At 44.5% G+C, this 18,653-nt stretch carries 19 protein-coding genes, 1 tRNA gene and 1 pseudogene; 13 read left to right on the top strand and 8 right to left on the bottom strand.

The annotated features are described in order from the left end of the window. Nucleotides 1–322 precede the first annotated feature (322 nt). Nucleotides 323–1,201 carry an FAD-dependent thymidylate synthase gene (locus tag ACTQ16_RS05150; RefSeq protein WP_295347235.1) on the bottom strand — a complete coding sequence of 293 codons (879 nt, stop codon included), beginning with the start codon at nt 1,199–1,201 and terminating at the stop codon, nt 323–325. A 109-nt stretch (nt 1,202–1,310) separates the two neighbouring features. Between ACTQ16_RS05150 and tsaA the strand changes: the two genes are divergently transcribed. Beyond that, on the top strand, nt 1,311–1,991 hold the full coding sequence (gene tsaA / locus ACTQ16_RS05145; RefSeq protein ID WP_295347237.1) for a tRNA (N6-threonylcarbamoyladenosine(37)-N6)-methyltransferase TrmO: 681 nt from the start codon (nt 1,311–1,313) through the stop codon (nt 1,989–1,991). Nucleotides 1,992–2,000: 9 nt separating this feature from the next. On the opposite strand, the gene ACTQ16_RS05140 is transcribed toward tsaA, so the two are convergent. The 6 genes from ACTQ16_RS05140 to sppA form a co-directional block, all read right to left on the bottom strand. Beyond that, complete coding sequence (locus tag ACTQ16_RS05140; protein ID WP_441936450.1) at nt 2,001–3,416, bottom strand: glycoside hydrolase family 28 protein; 1,416 nt, start codon at nt 3,414–3,416, stop codon at nt 2,001–2,003. Nucleotides 3,417–3,525: 109 nt separating this feature from the next. Then, nucleotides 3,526–3,598 (bottom strand) — tRNA-Phe (locus tag ACTQ16_RS05135). A 92-nt stretch (nt 3,599–3,690) separates the two neighbouring features. Continuing rightward, nucleotides 3,691–4,800: a thiamine-phosphate kinase gene (thiL, locus tag ACTQ16_RS05130; protein ID WP_153122689.1), complete on the bottom strand. Its 1,110-nt coding sequence runs from the start codon at nt 4,798–4,800 to the stop codon at nt 3,691–3,693. Between the two features lie 40 nt (nt 4,801–4,840). Continuing rightward, a complete protein-coding gene (locus ACTQ16_RS05125) occupies nt 4,841–5,650 on the bottom strand; it encodes a purine-nucleoside phosphorylase (protein ID WP_295347242.1) in 810 nt (269 codons plus the stop codon). Beyond that, complete coding sequence (gene lpxK, locus ACTQ16_RS05120) at nt 5,535–6,758, bottom strand: tetraacyldisaccharide 4'-kinase (RefSeq protein ID WP_441936448.1); 1,224 nt, start codon at nt 6,756–6,758, stop codon at nt 5,535–5,537. Before lpxK ends, ACTQ16_RS05125 begins: the two co-directional genes overlap by 116 nt. 35 nt (nt 6,759–6,793) lie before the next feature. Then, a complete protein-coding gene (gene sppA, locus ACTQ16_RS05115) occupies nt 6,794–8,578 on the bottom strand; it encodes a signal peptide peptidase SppA (RefSeq protein WP_441934258.1) in 1,785 nt (594 codons plus the stop codon). 162 nt (nt 8,579–8,740) lie between these two features. Here sppA and axeA1 point away from each other — a divergent pair, with 162 nt between their 5' ends. From axeA1 to ACTQ16_RS05060, 11 genes and pseudogenes are all read left to right on the top strand, one after another. Further along, the gene (gene axeA1 / locus ACTQ16_RS05110; RefSeq protein WP_441936446.1) at nt 8,741–10,150 is read left to right on the top strand and encodes an acetylxylan esterase AxeA1; all 1,410 of its coding nucleotides are present in this window, start codon (nt 8,741–8,743) and stop codon (nt 10,148–10,150) included. A gap of 827 nt (nt 10,151–10,977) precedes the next feature. Then, nucleotides 10,978–12,555, top strand: coding sequence for a hypothetical protein (locus ACTQ16_RS05105; protein ID WP_441936444.1), 1,578 nt, complete (start codon nt 10,978–10,980; stop codon nt 12,553–12,555). A 685-nt stretch (nt 12,556–13,240) separates the two neighbouring features. Continuing rightward, the gene (locus ACTQ16_RS05100; RefSeq protein ID WP_441934264.1) at nt 13,241–13,480 is read left to right on the top strand and encodes a hypothetical protein; all 240 of its coding nucleotides are present in this window, start codon (nt 13,241–13,243) and stop codon (nt 13,478–13,480) included. Nucleotides 13,481–13,485: 5 nt separating this feature from the next. After that, complete coding sequence (locus ACTQ16_RS05095; protein WP_441936443.1) at nt 13,486–13,773, top strand: type II toxin-antitoxin system YafQ family toxin; 288 nt, start codon at nt 13,486–13,488, stop codon at nt 13,771–13,773. A gap of 399 nt (nt 13,774–14,172) precedes the next feature. Continuing rightward, nucleotides 14,173–14,247 (top strand): annotated as a pseudogene (locus ACTQ16_RS05090) (ORF6N domain-containing protein); the annotation flags it as partial. Nucleotides 14,248–14,250: 3 nt separating this feature from the next. Continuing rightward, nucleotides 14,251–14,376 carry a hypothetical protein gene (locus tag ACTQ16_RS05085; protein ID WP_441936441.1) on the top strand — a complete coding sequence of 42 codons (126 nt, stop codon included), beginning with the start codon at nt 14,251–14,253 and terminating at the stop codon, nt 14,374–14,376. Between the two features lie 186 nt (nt 14,377–14,562). Further along, nucleotides 14,563–15,054 carry a hypothetical protein gene (locus tag ACTQ16_RS05080; protein ID WP_441936439.1) on the top strand — a complete coding sequence of 164 codons (492 nt, stop codon included), beginning with the start codon at nt 14,563–14,565 and terminating at the stop codon, nt 15,052–15,054. After that, a complete protein-coding gene (locus ACTQ16_RS05075) occupies nt 15,017–15,178 on the top strand; it encodes a hypothetical protein (RefSeq protein ID WP_441936438.1) in 162 nt (53 codons plus the stop codon). Before ACTQ16_RS05080 ends, ACTQ16_RS05075 begins: the two co-directional genes overlap by 38 nt. Nucleotides 15,179–15,540: 362 nt before the next feature. Then, nucleotides 15,541–16,221, top strand: coding sequence for a hypothetical protein (locus tag ACTQ16_RS05070; protein WP_441936436.1), 681 nt, complete (start codon nt 15,541–15,543; stop codon nt 16,219–16,221). Nucleotides 16,222–16,232: 11 nt separating this feature from the next. After that, nucleotides 16,233–16,766: a hypothetical protein gene (locus tag ACTQ16_RS05065; protein ID WP_441936435.1), complete on the top strand. Its 534-nt coding sequence runs from the start codon at nt 16,233–16,235 to the stop codon at nt 16,764–16,766. Beyond that, complete coding sequence (locus tag ACTQ16_RS05060; RefSeq protein WP_441936434.1) at nt 16,759–17,472, top strand: hypothetical protein; 714 nt, start codon at nt 16,759–16,761, stop codon at nt 17,470–17,472. The genes ACTQ16_RS05065 and ACTQ16_RS05060 overlap by 8 nt, the downstream gene beginning before the upstream one ends. Before the next feature lie 117 nt (nt 17,473–17,589). Here ACTQ16_RS05060 and ACTQ16_RS05055 read toward each other — a convergent pair whose 3' ends face one another. Continuing rightward, nucleotides 17,590–18,024: an N-acetylmuramoyl-L-alanine amidase gene (locus ACTQ16_RS05055; RefSeq protein ID WP_441936432.1), complete on the bottom strand. Its 435-nt coding sequence runs from the start codon at nt 18,022–18,024 to the stop codon at nt 17,590–17,592. 103 nt (nt 18,025–18,127) lie between these two features. Between ACTQ16_RS05055 and ACTQ16_RS05050 the strand changes: the two genes are divergently transcribed. After that, nucleotides 18,128–18,502 (top strand): GxxExxY protein, encoded by a 375-nt coding sequence (locus tag ACTQ16_RS05050; protein ID WP_441936431.1) that lies wholly within the window; start codon nt 18,128–18,130, stop codon nt 18,500–18,502. Nucleotides 18,503–18,653: the final 151 nt, after the last annotated feature.

The raw sequence follows: 18,653 nt of genomic DNA, 5'->3' as shown, positions 1-18,653 counted from the left end.
GATGACTATAGCTTGGTTTTCTTAAGCGGGTGCAAAGGTACAATGTTTTTTTGATTCCACCAAATATTTTGGAAACTTTTTGAGAAAAAACATCAAAAAACTTAAAATGATACCTCTGAACCTATACTGTATCTACCTTTCAGATACGAAAAAGGGCTACCGCTGTAGCCCCAACCTTGATAACCTTAAATCTAATACTATGAAAAACACGTTGCAAATATAGTAAATTATTCTATTCGTTATGTACGAAAAATAGAAAATCTACTTCATTGCCGTGCTTTTTTGTATTTTTTAACCAAATTTCCGTATAAGGGGAAGTTCTTTATTTCAGATATCCCTTTTTCTTGAATTCCTCCATCAGTGGCAAGGCGAGAACCTTGGCATCTGGGTGAGGAGCACCTGTTGTGCCTAGGGCACGAAGGTCGAAGAAATGCTTCCAGTCACTGATGAAAGCGGTGTGAACCAACTCGGTGTTGCAATCCAATGGTAAGATGGCACGTGCCTCTTGTGGCTTGCAACCGGCCTTTATCAGTTGCATGTAGGCAAACTCGGCTGCTTCATTGGCAAAAATCCATGTGGTCAGCTTGTTCCATTCTGCTGAACGGTTTTCTGCAATGTCCAGACAGAGGTCGGACAACTGGTAGTCACTGGGATCTTCTGAGCCGTCGAAACCTTCTTCCGCTACCCATGTAGGGAGGTTGATGGTTATTTCGTTGTCGAATTTGTTCTTCGAATAGTTGCAGTATCTCGTGCTCTGCTCTGCCATGGAGTTGGCACGGTGACGGTTGTATTCACGGGTAATACTGATTTGGGTAGTGAAATGAACCGTGATGCGCAACTCGTGTTTGCCTTCCTCATAGTCGGTGAGGTATTTCAAGTCGTCCATCGCCTTGTTTTCTGCCAACACTCTCAGGTTGGTGGTGATATAATCCTTGCCATCGATGGTGTTGCAGCGGGAGAACTTGTTGTTGAGATAAAGAGGAAGCTCCCCGTGGTTGCATACAAGATAGATGGTGCCATGTTCCAGCATGGCATAATGTTCACTCTCTATCATGCGACCGACAAAAGGCTTTGCCGAATCATCGGTTGTGTTGTTCTCACTTTTGTAGCAAACTCTTCCTGCGCGTTCTATCTGTTGATAGACGCCGGGCTCTCCTGGTTTCTGCAACCAGATTTCATACGATGGTCTTTGTATTTTCATTGTTTCTGTTATTTATTCTGATTGCAAAGGTACATTTTTTTATGCATACTGCAAAATAAATATCTCCTTTTTTCGTACTTATTATTATAATGTATAATAATGAGAAGATATGGAGATAAAACCGATAGCACATTTTCGCTCACCGTTCAGCAGTAAGTTTGGTATTCCTAAGCAGGCTGGACTGGTGGCTGAACTCGAAGGTCAGATAGTTTTTGAACCGGAGTATCGCAATCCTGATGCCCTTCGTGGCATGGAGGGTTTCGACTACCTTTGGCTGATTTGGGAATTTTCTGCCAATAAGCACAAAGCCAATAGTCCGGTGGTTCGTCCTCCGGTATTGGGGGGCAATGAGAAGGTGGGAGTCTTTGCTACCCGCAGTCCCTTTCGTCCCAATAATATAGGATTGTCGTCTGTCAGAATTTCGGGAATTGAGTGGGAGACCTGTAAAGGACCTGTTATCCATGTAAAAGGGGCCGACCTCATGGACATGACTCCGATATATGATATCAAGCCTTATGTGGTATATGCCGATTGTCATCCGGATGCCCGAAGCGGGTTTGTTGATGAACGCAGGTGGGATAAGTTGCAGGTTGAAATATCTGATACGGTAAAAAACTTTCTGCTGTCTCAGGGAATGACGGAAGAAAAGATCGGGATTCTGAAAGAGGTACTGGCGCAAGATCCTCGTCCGCATTATCAAAAAGACCCTCATAAGGTATATGGAATGCCTTATGAGGGTATGGATATTCACTTCACGGTCTGCAATCAGATACTTACCGTAGTGAAGTAGTCGTTTGCTTTACTTTGCGAAAGTAGCAAAGTGTACGTTGTCCAGCTTGATCTTGCAGGCATCGTCTATGTCCTGTCCCTGGTTGTTGTAGAAGATGTATGCGTTCTTGACAGTGATGTCGTGAACCATACCTTCTGCTCCGTGGGCAACGATACCGTTCTTGCAGCCACGCACATAGATGTCGCTCATGTGGATGTCCTGGAAGTTTGGCAGGTACTCCTGTTTTACTGGGGCTGCCTGCTTCTTTGCTCCCACGTGGTTGTCCCAGTAGGTGGTCTCGAAGGTGATGGCATCTCCTGTAATATCGGTCATATAGATATGGTCGATGAAGATGTTCTCTGATGTACCGCCCCTCTTCACGGAACTCTTGAAACGCAGGCCGGCGTCGGTTCCCTGGAAGGTGTTGTTGCGTACTACGATGTTCTTCATGCCGCCACTGAACTCACTGCCGATGACAAAACCGCCATGGGCATGATAAACGGTGTTGTCCTGGATGTTGATGTTTTCACAAGGACCGGCTGCAACACCGGCAGCACCTGCGCCACCCTTCATGCAGATACCGTCATCACCTGCATCTACCATGTTGTTGACGATGAGTACGTCCTTGCAGCTTGAGATGTCGATGGCATCACCATTCTGTGCATTCCAAGGACATTTTACGGTAATACCGTCGATAATCACGTTCTTGCATCGGGTAGGGATGAGGTGGAAGCGGGGACTGTTCAGGAGCGTGACGCCCTGGACCAGCACGTTTTCGCAACTGGTGAATCGGATCATGTGGTTGCGTACCTTTTCCTGGTCATCAATGTTGTCAACAACATTTGGAGTATGTTTCAGATGGAGCGGATACCAGATGTCGCCTTTCTCGTTGAGGGTACCACCCATCTGCTTGAACTGGTTCCATTCCACATCGCTCACCTTGCTTCTCTTCACCGGTCTCCACCATTCACCGTTTCCGTCGATGGTTCCTTCTCCGGTGATGGAAATGTTCTTGCGCTTGCTGGCATTGATGGCTGGTGTGGCGCGGTTCTCCTTCTTTCCGGTTTCTTCGTCTATCTTGATGAGGTCGTTCTTGTCTTCAGAGAAAACGATGATGGCATTCTTCTCCAGATGCAGGTCGATGTTGTCTTTCAGAGAGATGAGTCCTGTGAGATAGATACCTGCAGGCACGTTCAGATGACCACCGCCCATTTTGCTCAGTTTGCTGATAGCCTTGGCAAAGGCTTGGGTGTTCATCGCCTGTCCGTCTCCATTGCCGCCACATTCCAGAATACTTACGTGGTTGTCAGGAATAGAAGGAAGAGTAGGCTGTTGCATTTGTACTGGCAAGTTTTGATAATACTTGCTGTAGTCTTTGGCTTCGATGGCAGATACCGTAGCTGCCATTCCGAAGATTGCCAATAAAGAAATCAAAATCTTCTTCATAAGTCTTTAAGTATTGCTTATATTGTTTGTAATATCTGTTTCGTTAGTTCCTTTATGCGAAAAAGGCGGCTCTAACCGAAGTTAGAAACCGCCTAAATGAAAGGAGGAGTGGTACCACCAGGAATCGAACCGGGGACACAAGGATTTTCAGTCCTTTGCTCTACCAACTGAGCTATGGCACCATTTCTTTTGCGGTTGCAAAGGTACAATAAAAATTTAAATTGAGCAAGAGAAAACGAAATATTTTCTCTTGCTTAATGTTTATTAACTAAATCTAGTCTTTCAAAGGATTCCAACCCTGAGCTTTGAGCTCGAATTCCTGACCATCTCGTGTGATGAGGAATTTGCCCAGGCTCTCCTTGGTGATGTAGCCTATCTGCTTCACGCCTTCCATCTCCTCGATTTTGGCATGGTCACCAATAGGTACTGTGAAGAGAAGTTCATAGTCTTCACCACCGTTCATGGCACAGGTGGTGAGGTTCATGTTGAATTCCTCTGCCTGTACGGCTGTCTGGTAGTCGATAGGGATGTTCTTCTCGTACACTCTGCATCCGCAATGACTCTGTTCGCAGATATGCATCAGTTCACTGCTCAGTCCGTCGCTGATGTCCATCATGGCCGTAGGACGGATTCCTGCTTCTCTCAGTTGGGCAATGATGTCGCCACGTCCTTCCGGTTGAAGCTGTCTTTGCAGTAAGTATTCCTTGCCGGCAAAGTCGGGCTGGAAGTTGCGCATCTCTGCCAGGTCTCGGTTGAGGGCAGCCAACTTCTGGTCGTCTCCCTTTGCCTTGGCTTCTGCCATCTTCTTGCGGATGTCTTCCACCTGTCCGTAGTATACAGCTTTTTCCCGCTCCAGCAGCTGAAGTCCCATATAGGCTGCACCTAAGTCGCCCGAAACGCAGATGAGGTCGGTCTCCTTCGCACCACTGCGGTAAACGATGTCTTCCTTGTTGGCCTCACCGATGCAGGTAATGCTGATGGCAAGACCTGTAAGCGAAGAGGTGGTATCTCCACCCACGATGTCAATGCCCCATTTGTCGCAAGCCATGCGCAGACCCTTGTAGAAATCATCCAGGTCTTCAACCTTGAAACGCTTGCTCAATGCGATGCTTACTACCATCTGTCTAGGGGTTCCGTTCATGGCGAAGATGTCACTGATGTTCACCATCGCACTCTTGTAACCCAGGTGCTGCATGTCGATATAGGTGAGGTCGAAATGTACTCCCTCCATCAGCATGTCTGTAGTAATGAGCACTTCCTTGTCCGGATAGTGCATCACGGCACAGTCATCGCCTACACCGTAGACGGTAGAAGCGTTTTTGTTTTCATATCCTTTGGTGAGATGGTCGATGAGACCAAATTCACCCAACTTTGCTATATCCAAGATAATTAATAATTAATAATTTATAATTTATAATTGACAGTTAGCTTCTGCGAATCATTTCTCGCATAATCTCAGTCATCTTTGGCTGGGCGGCATTGGCTGCAACCTGTACCTCCTCATGGCTCACCTCTACAGGAACGTCGAAGCCACCGAGGTCGGTGATGATACTGATGCCGAACACCTTGATGCCGCTATGGCGAGCCACGATAACCTCCGGAACGGTACTCATACCTACAGCGTCACCGCCTAAGACGCGATACATGCGATATTCTGCAGGAGTCTCGAAGGTAGGACCCTGAACACCTACATATACACCATGCTTGATGTTGATGCCTTTCTCCTTGGCAATCTCGTCAGCCAAATCACGCAACTGCTTGTCGTAAGCCTCGTGCATGTCTGGGAATCGGGGACCGGTAGGGAAGTTCTTGCCCCGCAGCGGATGCTCTGGGAAGAAGTTGATATGGTCGTCGATAATCATCAGGTCACCGATTTCGAAGTCTGGATTCATACCTCCAGATGCATTGCTTACGAAGAGGGTCTCGATGCCCAGTTCATGCATGACGCGCTCAGGGAAAGTAACCTCCTTCATGTTATATCCTTCATAGTAATGGAATCTGCCTTCCATTGCCATGATGTCCTTGCCGCCCAGCTTACCGAAGATGAGTTTGCCGGCATGGCCTTCTACGGTAGAAACCGGGAAGTTGGGTATCTCGCTGTATGGAAATTCATAACTATCAGTTATTTCTGAAGCTAATTGTCCTAGACCGGTTCCCAGAATGATTGCCGTTTTCGGACTTGTGGTCATCCTTTCTTTTAGCCAGGATGCTGTTTCTTGAATTTTTTCGTACATAGCTAATGATTTTTTCGTTAAAATTATCTTGTTGCTCCAGCATGAAGCTTACCTTGATAGGCAGTTCATACATGCTTTCTTTTACTGTTTCGTAGAGTCCCTCTGTATCTCTCAGTCTCACGGCATCTTTTTCTGTCGTGATGATGATACGGGGTTCCGGCATGGCTTCGAAGGTGCTGTTGATGCGGTCGATATCCTTGCTCTTAAACTGATGGTGGTCACCGAAGGAGAGGGTCTGTACTCCCTTTGCCATTGGCTTGATGTCGTGTTCCATCTGTTTGGGCGATGCAATACCCGTCAGGAGCAGCACATGATAGTCGGTCATTCCCGTCAGGGCAGGGTCTTTCACTTCTTCCTCTTCATCGCTCTTGATTTCCTTTGGCTTCAGTTCCTTGCCGTTGAATACACCCTTTGGGGTATCATAGTCAATGCAGGTGAAGTAGAGCTTCTGGAAAGGGTAGAGGTTCATCGCCTTGGTCAGCACTCTGAACTCCATCGGTTTCAGGTCCTTCGGACATTTGGTGATGATCACGATGTCGGCACGGTTCTTTCCGCTCAGCGGTTCGCGGAGCCTTCCTGCCGGCATCATCTTGTCATAGATGATGAGACGGTGATAATCTACCAGCAGGATGTTGATGCCTGGCTTGACATAGCGGTGCTGGAAGGCATCGTCCAGCAATACCACATCCACGTCCTTGGTTTCCCCGTCGTTCTGCAGATGGTCAATACCTCTTACTCTTTTGGCATCTACTGCAACATAGATGTCCTTGAATTTCTGGTGCATCTGGAAGGGTTCATCGCCAATCTCTGTCATCTCGGTATTTTCATCGGCTAGCACATAGCCGTGACTCTTTCGTTTGTAGCCACGGGAGAGTACGGCAGTTTTCACTTTGTCGTGAAGCAATCGGATAAGATATTCCACATGGGGAGTCTTTCCCGAACCACCCACGGTAATATTGCCCACAGAGATAACCGGTATCGAGAATGCTCTGCTCTTCTTCAGTCCGATGTCGAAGAGCCAGTTGCGGAATCTCACGATAGAACCGTATATCCAACTCAGTGGTAATAACCAATCATTGACCTTGATAAGATCACCTTCTGTTCTCATGTCTCTCTCCTTTGTTTTTTACACCTTATTATATATTAATGTATATTGAGCACGAATGGCATGGCTGCCTGCACTGGCTCCTTCTCCTTGATGCTGCGAATCAGCATGAATGGTTTGTACAGGTCGCCTAATGTCAACTGCAGCTGTTCGTCGAGATAGCTGCCGCCATTGCCCGACAGTTCGCCCATCAGCTGGGTGAGCCAGTCGGCTGCCATAGGATACTCGGTAGTACCATAGTCTGAAATCTTTGCCAGTTGGGCTGCCTTGGCTACAGCATCGTCCAGACTGCCGAAACCGTCTATCAGCTTGATGTTCTTGGCGTCTGTTCCCAACCATACTCTTCCCTGTGCGATATTCTCTACCTGGTTCACGCTCATCTTTCTGCCGTCAGCTACACGCTTACGGAAGAGGGCATAACCGCGGTTCACGTATCCTTGCATGCTGGCAATCTCGTCGGCTGTCCATGGACGGCTGCTTCCTGCGGCTCCATAGCCGCTGTTCTTGTTGGTCTTCACCTCGTCATACTTGAATCCCAACTTCTTGGTCATCAGCTCGCTGAAGTCTGGCAGGGCACCGAAGATGCCGATACTGCCGGTCAGGGTAGTAGGCTGTGCCATGACATATCTGGCTCCCATACTCATATAGTATGCACCTGATGCAGCCATTCCTCCCATGGAAACCACCACAGGCTTCTTCTTGTTTAACTCACTGACGGCACGCCAGATCTGCTCTGAAGCGTAGGCGTCGCCACCGCCCGAATTGATGCGGAGTACAACAGCCTTGATGCTCTCGTCATCACCCAGGGCCTGCAAGTCTTTGATGACCGTGGTGCTGACAATCTGCTCTTCATTCCCGTAGAGGCTAGGAGTAGCTGTGCTGACAATGCTTCCGGAACAGTAATATACGGCAATCTGGTCGGCAAGGATATTGCTGTCGTCAATGGCAGCATTCACGTCAGCCATTGATACTTGCTTGATCTTGTCGTCAGCTTTCAGTCCGAGCTGCTTCTTGACCACGTCCCTGATTTCATCGTAATAGCAGAATCCGTCTACCATCTTGCGGGTCTTCAGGAGCTTGCTGTCTTCAAATACCATCAGTCCGTCAGCATAATGGTTCAGCGAATCCTTGTTGATGCCGCGGCTCTTGCTGACGTCGGTAAGCACCTTCTGCCAGAGTCCGGTTACGTATCGGGTAACCTGCTCGCGGTTGGCATCGCTCATCTTGTCCTCGGTATACATTTCTGTGAAGCTCTTGTACTTGCCCACCTTTACGATATTGAAATGAACGCCAAACTTAGCTGCCACATCTTTTATATATTGTGTCTGCGAGGCAATACCATGCCAGTCTACCATACCTTCTGGGTTGATGTAGACCTTGTTGGCAACAGATGCCAGGTAATAGCCTCCTTGAGTATATTGGTCACCGTATGCGATGATCCACTTGCCGCTCTTCTTGAAGTCAGCCAGTGCATCACGAATTTCCTGAAGTGTCGCATAGTCTGAAGTCAGGACACCGGTTTCCAGATAGATTCCCTTCACCTTGTCTTCATTCTTTGCCTTCTTGATGGCAGAGAGAATGTTGTTCATGCCAAGGTTGTTGAACTTGTCTCCTGTCAGTTCACCCAGCCAGTTGTCCTCAACTCTGTCGCTGATCTGCCCCTGCAACTTGAGTACCATCACCGAATTGTCTTTCAGTGAAGGTTTGCTGCTGCTTGCTGCTACCATACCAATGAGGCAGATGAATCCGAGTATCGCCATGATGATACTGAATCCGAAGATACCAACGATGGTGGCTGCTACATTTTTGAAAAATTGTTTCATAATAATGCCAATATTTAAATTATAGCTGCAAATATAATAAAAAAGCGACAAACGACAAAGAGATTTGGACAAAATAACCGAAAATTGTTGAAAATATAACATAGTATTAACAAAAAAATGCGTATCTTTGCCGGAGATTTAAGAAACTAATAAGATAAGACAATGAAAAAAATGGTTATTTCTTCTGTGCTGATGCTATGCGCTTTGTCTGCATTGGCACAATCTACAGCCCGCAAATTCGTACTGAAAAACAGTGCTGACGGTCAGAGCGAGCTGACTTGTTATTTACCTCAGAATCCTACAGGCCGTGCCGTGGTTGATTGTCCTGGTGGTGGCTATTCCCATCTGGCAATGGATCATGAGGGGCATCAGTGGGCGGAATATTTCAACAGGCAGGGTATTGCTTTCTTTGTGTTGAAGTATCGTATGCCTAAGGGCGACCGTAACATTCCTTTGAGTGATGCCTGTCAGGCTATGCGCACGGTTCGTGACAGTGCTGCTGTCTGGCATATCAATAAGGAGGATGTGGGCATCATGGGCTTCTCGGCTGGCGGTCATCTGGCTTCTTCTGTCAGTACGCATGCAGAATATGATGCCCGTCCTGATTTCTCCATTCTCTTCTATCCGGTCATTTCCATGGATGAGCGCATCACCCATAAGGGTTCCTGCGTCAATTTCCTGGGCGAGGATCGCAAGACCAATCCTCAGCTGGTGAAGGAATGGTCTAACGATAAGGCAGTTCGCCGCCATCTTACTCCCCGTGCCATCATCCTGATGTCGAGTGATGATGAGGTGGTTCCGCCGGTTACCAATGGTGTGGCTTATTATTCTGCCATGCGGAATGAGGGTAATGAATGTACGATGCATGTCTATCCTACCTGCGGTCATGGCTGGGGCTTCCGTGATGCAGCTCACGGTTTCCCTTATCACGAGCAGATGTTGAACGACCTTACTTCCTGGCTGAATCATTTCCAGGGTCCAAAGGAGGATGCGGTCCGTGTGGCTTGTATCGGTAATTCCATCACTGATGGCTTTGGAATTGGAATGGCACCTGTCAAGGGGTATCCTGCCGTTTTGCAGAAGAAGTTGGGGGATGGTTATCAGGTGAAGAACTTTGGCGTTTCTGCCCGTACCATGATGAATAAGGGTGACTTGCCTTACATGAACGAACTGGCATGGAGAGATGCGCAGGCTTTCAATCCTAACATTGTGATTGTCAAGTTGGGAACCAACGATAGCAAGACTCATAATTGGGCGCACGGAGCAGATGAATTTCGCCAGAGCATGCAGGCGATGATTGATACCTTGAAGGCATTGCCTAGTAAGCCGAAAATCTATCTCTGTTCGCCGATACCTGCCTTTAAGGATACTTGGACTATCAGCGATAGCGTGATTGTGAATGGCGAAATGCCAATCATCAAGAAACTCGCCAAGAAGAACAAGTGTCAGTTCATCGATCTCCATACTTCATATACCTATGGTGATATGATGCTGAATGATGGTATTCATCCGAATGCAAAGGGAGCAGCGAAGATGGCAGATATCATCTTTGATGCGATAGAGAAAAAATAAAAAGGTATATGAGCTGCTGACTCTGATACCTTAATAAATAGGGGCATCTTTGTTTCTTTGAAAGAGACAGAGGTGTCCCTATTATTTTTATGAGCCACAAAAAAAAGGATAAAAAGAGGGATTTTGTAAAATGAACCAAAATGAACCGATTTTTCGGAATCTCTACATGAGAAATACAGAAATTCAGAAAACCTTTTATCTATCAACGACTTAGGAGATTGTATATGAAAAGAATAGTAAAAAAATGTTGATTTTCGTAGAACGATATTAATTTTTTAACACGCATAATTTGCTAGTTTCCAACATTTTTCGTATTTTTGCAAGGAGATTCTATATCTCTTATGTAGAGATTCTTAAGAACGAAGATAATAATAATATAAGTGTGGCTTTCATATAAGCGAAGCGTATGATACACAATTTGCTAAACACGGGCTTACCTGCATCATGTATGCAGAAGGCTGAAAGACATAAAAGTATTGAAGATTAGTGGAAGTTAGTCTATTGATTTTTCAATGCTGTGATACATATCACAACCTTAATAATCCGGGGAGAGAAATCTTTTCAGGAGAAACCGAGGTATATTCTGCAGCCAACTAAAGATAATTCAAGTTTCGCAAGTTCAGAAGTTAATGAAGTTAAAGGAGTTATCGCTCCCTACGGTCGCTGAGGAGTTAAGACAATAGTCTTTTTGTCGTAGTTTTTAAGCAGCAAGACATACGTCTTAACTCCTTAACTTCCTTAACTCCTTTAACTTCCTGATATGCGAAAGTTCAGAAGATAACATCCACCTACTCTTCGCTCTTCACTCATCACTCTTCACTCAAATTATGTGGTTTATAGTCAATACAGACAAATTTCAAGAACAAAAAACGAAAGAGTTTCTTGAAAAAACATATCCAGGCATAGTGAAGTTTGTCTATCTGCCCAAATGCCGAACGAAGTATGTCAATGCCCAGGGAGAAGAACGCTTCCGTTTTCGCCCGTTGATATATGGTTTGCTGTTTATCAAGGCAGACAGCATCAAGGTTTTGAAGAAAATACTGACACCTTGGGGGTATTTCGTCTATGAAGATTTCATCCGTAGTCTGGAAACAGGCGAACTGCAGAAAGAAAAGCTAGTCTCAAGTGCACATCTTCTTTGTAAGGATGTCAAGAATTTATCCACGGATGACATTGTCAAAACTGCCACTATTCCAGATGAAGACATGGAGCATTTTATTTATTTCAGTGATAAAGTGGCAGATGGCATAGAGGGACTGAGTATAGTAGATAAGCGATATGATGACCTCATTCAGGAGAATGATACCGTCCGCATATTCAGTGGACCTTTGGCTGGTTGGGTTGGCGTGGTCAAGCAAGTCAAGAACAAGGGCAAGAAAGACCGCCATCTTTTTGTGCGATTTGGTAATAATCTCTGTCTCAGTTTTTCCAACGTTCGTCAATACGATATGCAGGTAGAGCATGAGGCAACAAAGGGACCGAAAGCAGAGGCTGTGGGCGTGTGGCGTGCCATCGACCAGATGGTTGGCTATCTTCAGGCAAAACAGCCTTCCGAGAATGCATATCAAACATTGCGCACTCTTTTCTTGGATTATCAAAAGAGATTGCCTGTCTATCGCAATAAGAGTATGTCGGATTTGGCATACGAAAACAAGAAAGAAAAGAGCACGGTTGCCCAGCAGCAAAAGGTTTTGGATCAGATAGACAAAAGAATGCGAAATAACTTCCGTGTTCTTTCCAATTACTTGAAGGCAGGTGAAATCACCCTGGAAAAGTGGTTGAAAGACCTGATTCCTGATGCCCCATTACGTCCATTTCTTACACCTACTTCTGGAGCAATCATCCCGGAAGGACATGATTATACGGTGTTGCATCATCAAGGAATCACGGAGCTTATCCTCCGCTGTAATCTTCGGGATGTCTTCCTGGATAAGGGGAGGGTAGAGACTGACAAAAATACCACGATCTTCGATGAGGACTATGAGTATTACGCTCATTTTGCCCTGGTGAATACAGATGGTGGAAAGGTAAAGGCTATTTGTTCATGGGGAGGATTCTATGATTATTATGCATCCCAAAGCAGCCAGGAGCAAGAAGCATTCCTCAGAGATTTAGAGTCGAAGAAATATCCCCGCTTACTCTATTTGCTGACACAAAGCGAATATAGATTTGAAAAGGTCAATGGGATAGGTGGATTTTCGATAGAAACAGACATCGACTATACGAATGATATAGATGCAATGTCAAAAGCAGTTGCCAAAGCATTCAACATTCAAGATTCAACATTCAACATTCTTGTATCAGCAGCCGTTGAGATATGGAAGGGAACCCGCCTTTTGGTTTGGCGTCAATTATTGCAGCGTTATGTACTGCTTCATAAGGTGCCAGTAATAGACCAGCTTTAGAAAGGTAACAGCAAGTTATAGCCATGCGGTCCCATCCCGCAAAACATGGCGAGAGCTTTGATCATAGATCTTCAAGCCGTCCCTAGCAACAGCCCTGCGGTCCCATAGCAAGCTATAGTAAGGCGGTCCCATCCCGCACAATATGGCGCAGGGCTTTGATGCCCCGCCAACCTTATAGCGTAGCGGTTCTGAGCACCGGAGGGCGGTTTTCCTCTTCTTCCCTGAGGTTTCTGTCCCCCGCTAACGGGGGAACCGAAGGGGGTGTAAAGACCATTGAAGAAGACCGAGATGAGAGGTGGAGCCTTCTTTAATGGTAAAGAAGGACGGGATGATTTTAGAAAAACAGCACAAAGGGCGGTTACATCCTTCCTTTCTGAGAAGGGTTTCTGTCCCCTGTGAGGGGAACCGAAAGGGTCGTAAAGCCTATTTTGGCTTAGTTAGGATGTGGAGCTCCCTTTGGCTAAAGGGAGACGGAGGGATTCGAAAAAACTCCTTTTTTAATGGGAAAAAGCGATGCCAATGAGCGCAATGAAAGCTGGCTTTCAAATTGCCGAGTGCAGCTCGCTATCACATACCTTTGGGAATAAAATCTGCGTGGGAATTGGACTTGAAGCAAAAACTCCTTTAAAAATTTGGTTGTTTCACAGAAAAACCTTATCTTTGCTACGAATTAAATATTGAAGTTATGGCACAGTTAACATTACAGGTAGATAGTCCATCTTTGTTGGAGCAATTAAAGAATGTCCTCTCTCTTATGAGAGGCGTTAAAATAGTTTCTGTCACCCCTATTTCAAGGAGTGCTGCTTTGGAGGATGTTCCAAACGCAGAAACTTTGGCAGCAATGAAAGAGGCAGAGAGTGGTCATGATGCGGGAGTAGTTCGAGTAGATAGCTTAGAAAGTTTCATGGCATCAATGGAGGAATAGAATTTATGAAAGAAATTCGAAAGACCTCGCAGTTCAAGAAAGATTATAAGCGTTTTAAGAATGATAAAGAATTTGTAGAAACGCTTATGGGGATAGTTAAGCTTTTGGCAGAAGGCAATCAGATACCGGAAGAATATAATCCTCATCCTTTGAAAGGTAACTGGAAGAACTATATGGAATGCCATATAGAGAATGATACACTTTTGATTTGGTTTGATAAGGAAAATGACGCAATAGAATTAGTTCGTTTAGGTTCGCATTCTGAGCTTTTTGGGAAAGGGCGTAAAAGATAAATATTTAGTTGTCCCTTCCCGCAAACTTGTCGAGTCTTTTGATGGAAGCAAGCAAACTGTCCCCATGCGGTCCCATCCCGCAAAACATGGCGAGGGCTTTGATGCCCCGCCAACCTTATAGCGTAGCGGTTCTGAGCACCGGAGGGCGGTTACATCCTCTCGTCCCTGAGGGAAGAGAGGCTTGGTGAGAAAGGTGGAGCTCCCTTTGGCTAAAGGGAGACGGAGGGATTCGAAAAAACTCCTTTTTTAATGGGAAAAAGTGATGCCAATGAGTGCAATGAAAACTCGTTTTCAAATTGCCGAGTGCAGCTCGCTTTATCAACAAAGAGGGACGGGGTGATTTTCGAAAAATTCCAAGTTTCCTTGTCTTCATGTTAAGGCTATGGGAATAAAAAGCGCTTTCCTGATTATTATATGTTTCGTTTGACAGAAGAGGAATGGAATAATTGGAAGTCACAATTTGTGACCTCCAATTATATGAGTGAAGATGAAATTCAGGCTATAAAGATGGGAGTCAGATCTCTAAAAGATTTAGGCAAGCGTTGGTTTTCTGTCGATATTGTAACAGAACATACAGCAGATGATTTTATTTCGCGCCTGTAAAAGGCAGAATGTTTAAAAAACATCCCCATTCGAGTGGCGACAAGCGCAGAGCGATACTGCAATGGGGAACAATACTACGGCGGGGTACCCGCCCATCTTAAGCAAAGAAAAATAAGCGTTTTACGATTGTCGCTTTACAATCCAACAATCGTACTGCTTCTACATTTTATAATACTCAATCAAGTTATGATTAATTTAAGAATCACTGGTCTTTACAACAGAGGCCAACAGGATGAGTACGTCGAATTGGAAGCAGCGGCACGTTGCGACCTCGAAGGACTCATGCTCGTACGTTACCTCTACAATGCGGAAGGCTTCCCAATTTATAGCCAGGTCCGCCTCTATGAGTTTCCCGATACGAATCTTCGCAAGGGAAACCGAGTTCGTCTTTATTCAGGTTTCACCAAAGAAAAGAAAGTCCGTACTCCAGAAGGAGTAACCTACAACTTCTCTTGGAACCTCGATACTCCAATATGGGACGACAACCATGTAGAGTGTTACATTATGAGTCCAGACGAGCGAATCGGTTATGCTCCATGCGATCCTATAGAAGACCATGAGTCTCCTGCCGAGCGTGGCTCTTTCCTACTATTAGAAGAGGAGTTTGGTATGTCATTAGCCAAAGCCATTGTCGAAGGCAATGCAGACGCTTCTGGATGCCAATATTGCCTTGGGTAATAAGCAGAAGGAGCAAAAGGCAGAGTCAGATCGTAAGATTGCCGGTTTGCAGGCTCAGGTTGACAAACTTACAGGAGAACTGCAAGCCAGTAGGCGTAAGATTCATGGCAAGAACAACGACTGAATTTTTTCAGGGGATTCTTTGCCATGATTGTAGCTGGAAGAAGGGATTATGCCTTGATGACAGAGGCACTTTTAGTTAAACCTGTTTAAAAATCAGAAAAGTCCAATTTCTTAAAATACCCTGCATCCCCAGTAAACACTGGGATGGAGTTGTATTGCTATAGGGGTTGGATGCTTACAAAGCATTGAATCAGGCATGTATATTCTCATTTTAAAATAACAGTCCACTTGAAAAAGTGGATTCATATTTTAAAATAAGTTAAAATAACAGTCGTATACATTAAAGAAGATGCAAGTTTATATCATAAACAAATAAAATTTGTACCTTTGCAACAAAATTATGGACTTTACACTATTTATCGCATGAAAGAGTTGATACATTATAGAGCTACTATCTTTGTAGAATTTGCTATAGGCTACACTAAAGATAATGTGGATAGATTTCCGTTGAAGGAATGGAAATGTATGCCATTGAACAATGGTGCCAATTCTCAGGCGATAAACCCCTTTGAAATAATAAGTTCTTCTAAAGATTTCGACGGGGCAGAATGGAAAGCTGTCAACTTGGAAAAGGGACTCGTCATTGTTTTCCTAGGACAAAAGATAGATATCTTGGGACAACCATTTGTTGATGGGCACTCTTTTGTTCAGATAAGTAAGCAAATCTTCGACCAGGTTTGTGCTGGCTATAATGTCAAGAAGATAGTAAGGTTTGCCTATAGTCCAACTTATGGTGAGAAGAATGGTGACTTTTCCGATATTTTAAGGCATCCTTCTTATAAGGATTCTGATGCAGAGAATGTAGCTGTCAGAAGCGTCTATAGAGTGGATGAGGATATTAATGATAAGAAAATAAAAATTAATTATTTGATAGAAATTTCATCGGGTGTGTTTGTTGATAAAGAAAAACAAATGCCTTCTGTCATCTACGATGTTGATATCAACACTACTGTAGTAGAAGGTCTTACATTCGATATCTCGGATATGGATGCTTTCTTTGATAAAGCAGATATTTTTGCAAACGAATTTATTCAACAATTTTAAATAACTGAGTTATGGCATATGCAACTTTACCACAAAAGAGTTTATCTGATTCTGCATCAGATAGATCTTCTGCTCTCATTGCGCGGGCAGAGATTAGGAAAGAGCGTGTCTTGGATGATAGCTCTGTTTCTTGTTGGAACATCCGAAAGATTGATGATGAGATAAAGACTTATTTCATTGATTCTGAGCAAAGAGATGCCTTTATGCTCTTGTTTAAAACTAGAGTGCGTAAGTATCTAGGTGTCAATCTTGATGCTTTGGGCAGTGCTGTAGCAGAGAATCTTACCAAGATAAGTGCTGCTATGGGTAGCATTGAGGTCAAGGATGTTTGGATGCGTCATCGCACGGATGAGCAGATGCAATATATCTTTAAGTTGACCGATCATCTCTCTTTGGAAATTATGTCTCCTTTGATGAAAGAGTCGGAAGGGGAATTCTACTCCGTTTATTATGATGGTGAATGCCAACACATGGGGGCTGCTACCATTAATAATATTGCGGATGAAATGAAAAAACTTAAAGATTATTTAAAAGCTGATGCCTGAATATCCTTTGGAAATTTTGCCCCATGAATCGTATAGGGCAAAGATGGATGTAGATTCTCTTGTTTATCATGAGAGTGATGCTTGCGTAGTAAGACGAGTGGCTGACAAACCTCAATTGAACAATGTGTTTGGTGTCACTGTGTTTGCCAACTATGGTATCCTTCAAGCTAAGGATGTCCTTGATATGTCAACTTTTCTGTTAGGTGCACAATATCAGAACATCCATCTTCCGTTTGTCGATACTAGCAAACGTGATTGGAAAGGTGAAAAAATGGAGGAAATAAGGGGAGTGTTGGCTGATACAAATAATTGGTCTTATATAGATAAGCCTTCTTTTCCTTTGATAATTCGCCTATCGCAGTTGCATCTGAAAACATTCGATTATCCTCGTACTTTTGAGTCACCTAAACAGAAGACGGATTATGAGGAAAAGTATAAGATCAACAGCTTTTATGCTATAGATGATAAAAATGCCATTTATTCATTCTCTATTCGTTTCGTTCACACACCGACCTTATTAAACTATTGGCATTTTGAAATGAAGTTGTATCCATCCCTGGATGAAGTGTTTCCTCGCAAAGAGGAGAAAAAGAAATGGATGAGGATGATGGTACAGGACTTTTTGCAAAAGCAATTTGTTCTAGCGTTAGTAGAAGATGAAGAAGATGTTGCTAAAATTGACGCTGTTTATTATTTGAAAGAATAACTTATATCATAAATGTGTCATGGCCGCAATTTTTTATCTTTGGCTTTGTACTAAAAAGGTAAGGCTTGGTTGAAGGAATAAAAAACTCCCCATCTATTTTCAGATGAGGAGCATTTTCTAGAGATGGAAGTCGATTTCCTTCAGCCATTCCTTGACATCGAAGCAAGGACAGCTCTTGCGAACCCAAGGGAGGTCGCGATGACCTAGAATCTCGGCACCGGGATAGTCTAGGGCGAGACTGTAGAGAAGGTCTTCCAGAGAATCCTTCTGGGCTGGAGAGCGAGTGTCGGCAGGCTTGCCTTTCTCGTCGAGACCACCCTCGTAGCAGATTCCGATGCTGTGGGCGTTGTAGTGGCGGGCGTGAGCCCCCACCTCGGTTTCTGGACGGCAGGGATAGACCACGCCATCCTTCGTAATGTAATAGTGGTAGCCGATGCTCTTGAAGCCTCTTGCCTTGTGGCAGGCTTCCAAAGCTTCTACAGGGAAGTCCTGGTTAACACGTGTGGCACTGCAATGTAGCACGATCAGATTGATTTTTCTTTGATTCTTCATAGGATTCTTTGGATTTTAAAGGATAAATGTTTAATTTTGCACACGGATCTCACAGATCTCACGGATTTTCCGTTTAGATTGATGTGAGTCTTTTTCAAGGCTTATGTTATTATATGGCGATTTGACTTATAAGATTCGCGGTGCAATCTTTGAAGTTTACAACTATTGGGGACCAGGTCTTTTTGAGCAGGTTTATGAGGAGTCTTTGGTTCATCAGCTTCGCAAGGCGGGCTTGAAGGTAGAACAGCAAGTTCCGCTTCCTGTCATCTATGACGGTGTAAGACTTCCGTGTGATTATCGGTTGGATCTTCTTGTCGAAGACAAGGTGATTATAGAACTGAAATCTGTAGAAGAATTACATCCTGTACATTATAAGCAGTTGATGACGTATCTTAAAATCGCACATAAGAAAGTTGGCTTACTGGTAAACTTTAATGTTGATGACATGGCAAAAGGTATTCATCGCCTAGTGATGTAAAGATCCGTGAGATCCGTGAGATCCGTGTGGGAAGATAAGAAGGAAGCGGGCAGGATGAGCAAGCATCCGTTCAGGGCGATGATTTGACAATGTTGAATTTCATTCCTGATGTGCCCTCGGATTACTCCGGACTGCATCCTGCCGATGCGCT

Source organism: Prevotella sp. LCP21S3_D2 (genome assembly GCF_052118345.1).
Taxonomy (GTDB): domain Bacteria; phylum Bacteroidota; class Bacteroidia; order Bacteroidales; family Bacteroidaceae; genus Prevotella.
Note: the sequence above shows the minus strand (reverse complement) of the source record. Positions and strands in the feature narration are given on the sequence as shown.

Excerpts from the sequence above, each read along its gene's own strand:
- ACTQ16_RS05100 (WP_441934264.1), top strand. The coding sequence starts at position 13,241 with ATGGCACAGTTAACATTACAGGTAGATAGTCCATCTTTGTTGGAGCAA.
- ACTQ16_RS05095 (WP_441936443.1), top strand. The coding sequence starts at position 13,486 with ATGAAAGAAATTCGAAAGACCTCGCAGTTCAAGAAAGATTATAAGCGT.
- ACTQ16_RS05065 (WP_441936435.1), top strand. The coding sequence starts at position 16,233 with ATGGCATATGCAACTTTACCACAAAAGAGTTTATCTGATTCTGCATCA.
- ACTQ16_RS05085 (WP_441936441.1), top strand. The coding sequence starts at position 14,251 with ATGAGTGAAGATGAAATTCAGGCTATAAAGATGGGAGTCAGATCTCTA.
- ACTQ16_RS05060 (WP_441936434.1), top strand. The coding sequence starts at position 16,759 with ATGCCTGAATATCCTTTGGAAATTTTGCCCCATGAATCGTATAGGGCA.
- lpxK (WP_441936448.1), bottom strand. The coding sequence starts at position 6,758 with ATGAGAACAGAAGGTGATCTTATCAAGGTCAATGATTGGTTATTACCA.
- tsaA (WP_295347237.1), top strand. The coding sequence starts at position 1,311 with ATGGAGATAAAACCGATAGCACATTTTCGCTCACCGTTCAGCAGTAAG.
- ACTQ16_RS05150 (WP_295347235.1), bottom strand. The coding sequence starts at position 1,201 with ATGAAAATACAAAGACCATCGTATGAAATCTGGTTGCAGAAACCAGGA.
- ACTQ16_RS05050 (WP_441936431.1), top strand. The coding sequence starts at position 18,128 with ATGTTATTATATGGCGATTTGACTTATAAGATTCGCGGTGCAATCTTT.
- axeA1 (WP_441936446.1), top strand. The coding sequence starts at position 8,741 with ATGAAAAAAATGGTTATTTCTTCTGTGCTGATGCTATGCGCTTTGTCT.
- ACTQ16_RS05055 (WP_441936432.1), bottom strand. The coding sequence starts at position 18,024 with ATGAAGAATCAAAGAAAAATCAATCTGATCGTGCTACATTGCAGTGCC.
- sppA (WP_441934258.1), bottom strand. The coding sequence starts at position 8,578 with ATGAAACAATTTTTCAAAAATGTAGCAGCCACCATCGTTGGTATCTTC.
- ACTQ16_RS05105 (WP_441936444.1), top strand. The coding sequence starts at position 10,978 with ATGTGGTTTATAGTCAATACAGACAAATTTCAAGAACAAAAAACGAAA.
- ACTQ16_RS05140 (WP_441936450.1), bottom strand. The coding sequence starts at position 3,416 with ATGAAGAAGATTTTGATTTCTTTATTGGCAATCTTCGGAATGGCAGCT.
- ACTQ16_RS05080 (WP_441936439.1), top strand. The coding sequence starts at position 14,563 with ATGATTAATTTAAGAATCACTGGTCTTTACAACAGAGGCCAACAGGAT.
- ACTQ16_RS05125 (WP_295347242.1), bottom strand. The coding sequence starts at position 5,650 with ATGTACGAAAAAATTCAAGAAACAGCATCCTGGCTAAAAGAAAGGATG.
- ACTQ16_RS05070 (WP_441936436.1), top strand. The coding sequence starts at position 15,541 with ATGAAAGAGTTGATACATTATAGAGCTACTATCTTTGTAGAATTTGCT.
- ACTQ16_RS05075 (WP_441936438.1), top strand. The coding sequence starts at position 15,017 with ATGCAGACGCTTCTGGATGCCAATATTGCCTTGGGTAATAAGCAGAAG.